We start from the raw sequence: 6,747 nt of genomic DNA on the forward strand, positions 1-6,747 counted from the left end.
TAGGGGCGGGTTTCACATACAATATTGGCCAATAATTGACAATCTCTAAAACCCGCCCTCGCCCAACGATAAATCCCGATGTACATTTTTCGCCTTTGATATAAATAAAATTTAATGTGGGCTATCTGTTGTGTGGGGGCGGGTTTATGTAGATTGTTTGTAGTCATTAAATATTGTTGGTAAAACCCGCCCCTACCAAATAATGAAAACAACTAAATCTGATTTTGTCGATGTGTTGTGTGGGGGCGGGTTTATGTAAATTGTTTGTAGTAATTAAATATTGTTGGTAAAACCCGCCCCTACCAAATAATGAAAACAACAGAATTCGATTTTGTCGATGGCAAAACGGGAAGGCACTTGCTAGATTCCCTCTACGAAAAGTTTGCGAAACCCCAACTGCACGATACTTTTAAACCAAATAATCCTTCAATTTATATTCGGCACGAGTCAGGGCAAATTATTGATGGAAATTATATCATAGAAAAACTGTTTGAAGACTCTCGCACTGGTTTTTATGCTGAAAGTCGCGTTCCCATTTCTGGCAATAATCCCCCTGTTCTCGTGATTCGCGGATACGGTTCGTGGTATCCTTTCGAGCGCGTTTTGGAAGATACGCCAGATGTATTTCTGGCAAAACTAGAACGCCAGTTAAAATCGGCGCAAACGGAGGGTGCTGTTGATTGGATAAAACAGCAATTTCACAGCGGAAATCCCCCCGATGTCATCGGAGAAAGTTTGGGTGGCAAAGTTGCTCAGCAAATAGCGGCAAAATACCCGGATTATATTAGATCCACTGTAATTTTTAATTCTTTGGGCGTTTCGGAAAAGTTAGCTAAAACTTGCACGGCTAACAATGTTTTTCACTACTTTACTTTAGGCGAAAGGTATGCTTTCTGGGCAAATGAAGGCGATTACATACCGGGAACGATTTTTGTGATTTCCCCCAAAGGCAACAACTGTTGTTATAAAATCGAAGAGGCGATCGTCCGAATGGCACATTTTGAAGGCAAGTTTCAGAAAAGGCGAGTCCTGGTGGTAGTATTGGCTCAGTTGCTTTTGGTATACAGGCACAATGCGATCGTCCTCAACAAGCGACGGCCGGTAGTCGTTCAGATCGATCGCACTCAATTGCAAATTTTCCGAAAAAAGCGCTTTGTTTAAACTCAGACAGAATTGCTTGAGGCCGCAGATGGCTTATTTTCCCGCGCCGCGACTGCGAGTACCAAACAAAGCGCCGCTACCGCTTTTTCCCACTCTTGCTTTACGGCGGTGGGTTGAACCTCATCAAAGGCGCTAACCAAGCGAGGGATCGATCGTTCTAATGCCTGTGTGGGAATCGATTTGTGCAATTCAACTAAACGAGTTAAACTTTCTTCATTCCTCAAAAAACCGACTACCCATTTTGTAGCATGATCGGGACTGTCTGGGACGTTTTTAATTCCTAGTTCTGTTTGCAACCAGTCGTAAAAAGGCGGCAGCTTTTGAGCTAAAACAGTTCCAGCAGTTGGCAAAGTTTCTTTGAGCAAATCAGTATCCAGACTTCCCAAGACTTGATTTAATTCCGGTGAATCGAGCAAGCTGGTTAATGGAAGTGAAAGCAGGGCTTCTAAAGCGTCAGGGGATAAGCTTAAAGTCCGCGAAAATGTTTGCAGCATTGGAAGGTATCTGGTATGGATGACCTTTTCAGTATAACGATAACGCGAATCAATTAATGTGAGCTACCTCATATTAGCAAAATTGTAACATCTCGATCGCCCAAGAAGCCTCTAAATCTTGCGTGCATCGGCGGTTAATAATAGACCTCTTGCAAAAATCCTTTTAATCAAATTCTGGAACGGGCTCTCCGGCCCATTCCACAAGAAAAAAAATTGTGGGATGGGCATCTTGCCCGTCCTAGTTATTTTTGCAAGAGGTCTAATTTCCCATTAAATATTCTACACAAATTCTCCCTTAGCAACCATCACCACCTTACCACCCACCAAAACTGCTATTTTCCCTTCATTTTTGGCTGCTTGTAACAACAGCAAAGAAGGTCGCTCGATTTCATAACCCTGCTCAACTCTGATATCAATCTTTGCTGACCCATAATAATCATATTCTACCAAATATCCCGCCAAACAGCCGTTAGCACTGCCAGTCGCCGGATCTTCTGGAATTCCTAATGAATGGGCAAAAACTCGGACGCTCAAATCATTAACGTCGCTGTAAGTTTCTGGGCAAAATATCAAAATTTCTTTCGCTTCCATTCTATCAACTAGCTCAAAATATTTATCTAAGTTGACTTGAGCTTTTTTGAGCGAGGCGAGAGTTTTTAATGGGACAATTATAAACGGCACTCCGGTCGAAACTTCTTGAATTGGGAAGTTGCCATCAATTTCATCTGGTTCTAAATTCAGGACATTTGCCAGAGTCTCGGCTGATAAAACTTGACCAAAACTAGGCGCGTTTTGTCGCATCCACAAAATATCTGCCGATTCATTGTGATAATTAAAGGTGACAGGAATTTGACCGACGGCTAGATTGAGAATTACTCGATCGACCTTTTCGCGAATAATCTCTTGCTGCAACACAAACGCAGTGCCCAAAGTCGGATGACCGGCAAAGGGCAATTCCTTCTTGGGCGTGAATATCCGCACGTCATAGCCGCCATCTCGCGGATCGGGCGATCGAATAAACGTAGTTTCTGAGTAATTGATTTCCCTCGCTATCAGCAGCATTTGGGCCTCAGATAGTTCGGCAACTCCCGCACCGCAAAATACAGCTAGCTGATTGCCAGCATATTTTGACTCCGCAAATACGTCAACTATATAAAAATTCATAATTACCTCTTGCAAAAAATGGTTTGTAGTCAGGACTTTATATTTATTTCTCGCTTATAGCCGAGGCCCGATCCCCCCTAGCCCCCCTTAAGAAGCAGGGTGGTTTTATTGTGGGGAGAAGAAATCTGAAACGACAGAAAGCACCACTCAAAGCTCGCGTCTGGGACGCAACTGTTATATTAATAAAGGTACGTAGTTGGGCTTTAGCCCTCTTTCTATATACGTCTCAAGAGGGCTAAAGCCCAACTACGTACCTATTTCTAGGATGACAATTAATCCACCCTGCCGGCGCCCCCCTTAAGAAGGGGGGAACCGGAGTGTTCTCAAAGTCCCCCTTCTTAAGGGGGATTTAGGGGGATCGGGCCTCGGCTATAAACGAGAGATCAAAAGGGTTTTAGGCGATAGTTGACACTAATGCTTTAGCCCTTATAACTCACTATTTCAAACAGCGAATCGCCTGCAACATTCCCCTGGCTTTATTGAGCGTTTCTTCGTACTCCAGATCCGGGTTAGAATCGGCCACCAAACCAGCACCTGCTTGCACAGAAACCGAATGTTTGTCACTACCTAAAGAACGAACAACCATAGTCCGAATTGCGATCGCACTATTCAATTGCCCCTCAAAATCATAATACCCGTAAACCCCAGAATACGGCCCCCGGCGACAACCTTCCAACTCGTGCACAATCTCCATCGCCCGAATCTTCGGAGCACCGCTAACCGTACCCGCAGGAAAACCAGCTTTCAACAAATCCCAAGCTGTCTTATCCTCAGCCAATTCTCCCACCACATTGCTCACAATGTGCATGACGTGAGAATAACGCTCAATTTCCATTAACTCGTCAACTTTTACAGTACCGTTTCGGCAAACTCTACCTAAATCGTTCCTGCCCAAATCAACTAACATGACGTGTTCCGCAATTTCCTTCGGATCTTGCAGCAATTCAGCAGCCAAAGCATCATCTTCTTGAGGAGTTTTACCCCGGCGGCGAGTGCCGGCGATTGGTCGCAAAGTTGCTATCTTCTTGCCATCAGCAGTGTTTTCCGCCTTCACCATAATCTCTGGACTCGAACCGATAATCTGCCAATCTCCGAAATTGAAATAAGCCATGTACGGAGAAGGATTAATGAGACGCAAAGAGCGGTAAAGTGCAAAAGGATCGCCGCTGTATTCAGATTCCAGCCGCTGGGAAATAACTACTTGAAAAATATCTCCCGCTTTGATATAATCCTTAGCTTTTAATACATTGGCACAATACTTTTCGGGAGTAGTATTGCTGGTGTAACTCAATTCTGTATTTCCGGTTGTGGAACGGGCATCTTGCCCGTCATTGGGAGGAGTCCATTCTATGAGAGTAGATTGCTGGGAAAGCGGCGATTGCAGCTTATTTACTAGCTGAGAAACGCGATCGCACGCTTGCTGATAAGCATCGGCCAAATCAACGCCAATCTCCCGCAAATCCGCATAGGCGACAGCCCAAATTTTTCGCTTCACCTGATCGAAAATCAGCAAATTATCCACCTGCATCCACAATCCATCTGGCAAATCATTCTCGCTTGCTGGATGCACGGGAACTCGGGGTTCTATCCACTTAATTAACTCATAACCCCAAAACCCGAATAGCCCGCCAATTCCCGGCGGTAACTGCGGCAATTTCACCGGTTGATAAGACTGCAAACATTCAGTTAAAACCGCAAACGGATCGCCCGCAAACACTTTTTCGGAACCGTCGCGGTAAACTTGAGTTGTGCGATCGCCCTTTGCCTCCAAAATCCACAGCGGATCGCACCCCAAAAAACTGTAGCGCCCGAGTTTTTCCCCGCCTTCCACCGACTCCAGCAGAAAACTGTAAGGTTGACCGGCACACACCCGATACCACGCCGACACCGGCGTATCCAAATCAGCAACCCATTCTTGATACACCGGCACAAAATTGCCTTGTTTCGCCAGTTCCGAGAATTGTGAGAAATCGGGAAATATCATATATATCAGAAGGAAGAAAGAAGTTCGGCAACGGATTCTGTAACGGATGTAACGGATGTAACGGATTTCAGGAAGAAGGAAAATGCAATCCTAGGATTTCAGCGATTAAAAGCGCCCTAACCGTCTTGGTACTCAATAAGCAAAAGACGGAAACCAACATCCCTCCGGCGACTGATACTCGCCAACTGCCATCACCGCCATTGGCTTGAGGGCGCGCAGCCCCTCTTGCAAGCACCAGCGAAATAAACTTGCATATCTCAGCGGCAAGTGAAAAGAAAGCAATTCTTCTGAACTGTACGCAGCAGCCCCCAAGAGCAAAGCCTGCATATCGGCTTCAGTTTCCGCGACGCTGTGGCTCAAAGCCGACACTGCACAAGTATAAGCCACAATCCTACCTTGTCGGCCGGCAACGAAGGGAGAATTGTAATTGAGGGCGTCTTCAATCTCCGAAGTTCGATCGCACCCGCATACTTTTTCGCACAAAGCCGCGCATTCGGTAACATCCTCACTAGCCAGCGGGCGCACCTCAAACCCATACGGAGGCTGGCTGCGAAACTTCCCCTCCATTAACACAAAAGGTTCTTTCACCTCAAAACCCAGAGAAGCGTACAGCGACAGCGACGCCATGTTGAAAGATTCCTGAACCAAACGGATGCCCAGAGCGTCCTGTCCCCGTTCCAGCAAGGCTTTCATGATTTGCCGTCCCGTGCCGCGGGCTTGAAAAGTGCGATCGACAGCGACAGGCGCGATACCGCGAATCGGGTTGCGTTCGTCCATAAACCCGCAGCCGACAACCGCACCCTCCCTCTCGGCTACTATGCCAAAAAACAGCGGATTTTCGAGCAGAAGACCAATAATTTCAGTTGAAAACTCCAGCGTCGGAAAATCTGTAGGGAATTGATGGCGATCGGAAATATCTTTAAAAGCTTCATAATTAATGCGAGCGCAAACATCGATATCAGAAGGCTGCGCTCGCCTGATTGCGACATTCATTTTTAATTTAACGATTAACTTTTAATTAGATTTGAAGTTTGCAGTAGTATTCTGGCGCGGCGGCCGACGGCCTCCCGCGCCCGCATACTACTGCAAAAACAAGTTTACAAGCTGAGCCGTCCAGGGAATATTACCTATGTTTTGCTCAGCGATGCAGTCACGACCTTAAGGATCGTAAGTCTTTTTACCGGTAAACTTCACCTTAATCGGATTGGGATTGCTGCCAATATTCCGGTCAATCTTACCGTTGTAAGGACGACCTTCGTTCACCTTCTCAGGGAACACGCCATCCTTGGGATGCAGGTACTCAGTAGTACCGTCTGGAAACACGCGGTAAATTTTGTAGTTCGTGATTTTGAATTTAGCCCGCAGTTGCTGGCCGCCCAAAGCGATGCACTGCTCCTTCCGGGGCAGATGCAGCAAGTTGTCGCCTTGACGCATAATCGCAGCGCCGCCTGTCGGCATTTCAAACACCTGCTCCTTGGGGCTAGTCCAAGTGATAGCGTACTTCTCTTCAACTAGCGCCTTGGTCAGCAAGCCGCCTGTGCTGCCGCCGAAGATTGGGGGTTGTCCAGTGAGTTCTTCTGCCATAAACATATCCAAAGGATTTTTAGGGCATCCTATCATCAGGGCGCGACGCTTCTGTCGAAATTGTAAGGAAAGTTAACAGTTTTTTGCCGATCGATCTTTTCTGATAATTGATTATTAGTAATTAATAATTGATAATTGGTAATTTCCACCAAAGTTAGAAAACAGAATTAGGAAGCACGAATTCCGAAAAAACAATCAAAAAAAAGCAGCAATCCTTCTCGTGCTTGTGGCGCACCAGAAGAATCGCACATTCCCCCAATTCCCCCCACACGCGATCGAACAAGGGTGCATCTCACTTTGGCGAGTATGCCCAAAAAGGGTTAAAATGAAAAAGCTAGTAAAATTGCCAAATAAAGATGA

6 protein-coding genes are annotated in these 6,747 nt (G+C 46.0%); 1 reads left to right on the forward strand and 5 read right to left on the reverse strand.

Annotated features, from left to right (window positions below; all coding sequences use genetic code 11):
• Positions 1-309 precede the first annotated feature (309 nt).
• Positions 310-1,161, forward strand: a complete 852-nt coding sequence (locus tag QUB70_RS20490) for an alpha/beta fold hydrolase (RefSeq protein ID WP_332983082.1) — start codon at positions 310-312, stop codon at positions 1,159-1,161.
• Positions 1,162-1,163: 2 nt separating this feature from the next.
• On the opposite strand, the gene QUB70_RS20495 is transcribed toward QUB70_RS20490, so the two are convergent.
• From QUB70_RS20495 to QUB70_RS20515, 5 genes are all read right to left on the reverse strand, one after another.
• Positions 1,164-1,655, reverse strand: a complete 492-nt coding sequence (locus tag QUB70_RS20495) for a hypothetical protein (RefSeq protein WP_332983083.1) — start codon at positions 1,653-1,655, stop codon at positions 1,164-1,166.
• Between the two features lie 279 nt (positions 1,656-1,934).
• A complete protein-coding gene (locus QUB70_RS20500; RefSeq protein WP_332983085.1) occupies positions 1,935-2,819 on the reverse strand; it encodes a PhzF family phenazine biosynthesis protein in 885 nt (294 codons plus the stop codon).
• 436 nt (positions 2,820-3,255) lie between these two features.
• The gene (trpE, locus tag QUB70_RS20505; RefSeq protein WP_332983086.1) at positions 3,256-4,803 is read right to left on the reverse strand and encodes an anthranilate synthase component I; all 1,548 of its coding nucleotides are present in this window, start codon (positions 4,801-4,803) and stop codon (positions 3,256-3,258) included.
• Positions 4,804-4,935: 132 nt separating this feature from the next.
• The gene (locus QUB70_RS20510; protein ID WP_332983087.1) at positions 4,936-5,796 is read right to left on the reverse strand and encodes a GNAT family N-acetyltransferase; all 861 of its coding nucleotides are present in this window, start codon (positions 5,794-5,796) and stop codon (positions 4,936-4,938) included.
• A gap of 165 nt (positions 5,797-5,961) precedes the next feature.
• On the reverse strand, positions 5,962-6,387 hold the full coding sequence (locus QUB70_RS20515; RefSeq protein ID WP_332983088.1) for a photosystem I reaction center subunit II PsaD: 426 nt from the start codon (positions 6,385-6,387) through the stop codon (positions 5,962-5,964).
• Between the last annotated feature and the right edge of the window lie 360 nt (positions 6,388-6,747).

This window comes from Microcoleus sp. A003_D6 (assembly GCF_036702825.1).
In the GTDB taxonomy this organism is placed as follows: domain Bacteria; phylum Cyanobacteriota; class Cyanobacteriia; order Cyanobacteriales; family Microcoleaceae; genus Microcoleus.

Bases quoted from the DNA above. Each gene is read 5' to 3' on its own strand.
- QUB70_RS20510 (WP_332983087.1), bottom strand. From the start codon at position 5,796: ATGAATGTCGCAATCAGGCGAGCGCAGCCTTCTGATATCGATGTTTGC.
- QUB70_RS20515 (WP_332983088.1), bottom strand. From the start codon at position 6,387: ATGGCAGAAGAACTCACTGGACAACCCCCAATCTTCGGCGGCAGCACA.
- QUB70_RS20495 (WP_332983083.1), bottom strand. From the start codon at position 1,655: ATGCTGCAAACATTTTCGCGGACTTTAAGCTTATCCCCTGACGCTTTA.
- QUB70_RS20500 (WP_332983085.1), bottom strand. From the start codon at position 2,819: ATGAATTTTTATATAGTTGACGTATTTGCGGAGTCAAAATATGCTGGC.
- QUB70_RS20490 (WP_332983082.1), top strand. From the start codon at position 310: ATGAAAACAACAGAATTCGATTTTGTCGATGGCAAAACGGGAAGGCAC.
- trpE (WP_332983086.1), bottom strand. From the start codon at position 4,803: ATGATATTTCCCGATTTCTCACAATTCTCGGAACTGGCGAAACAAGGC.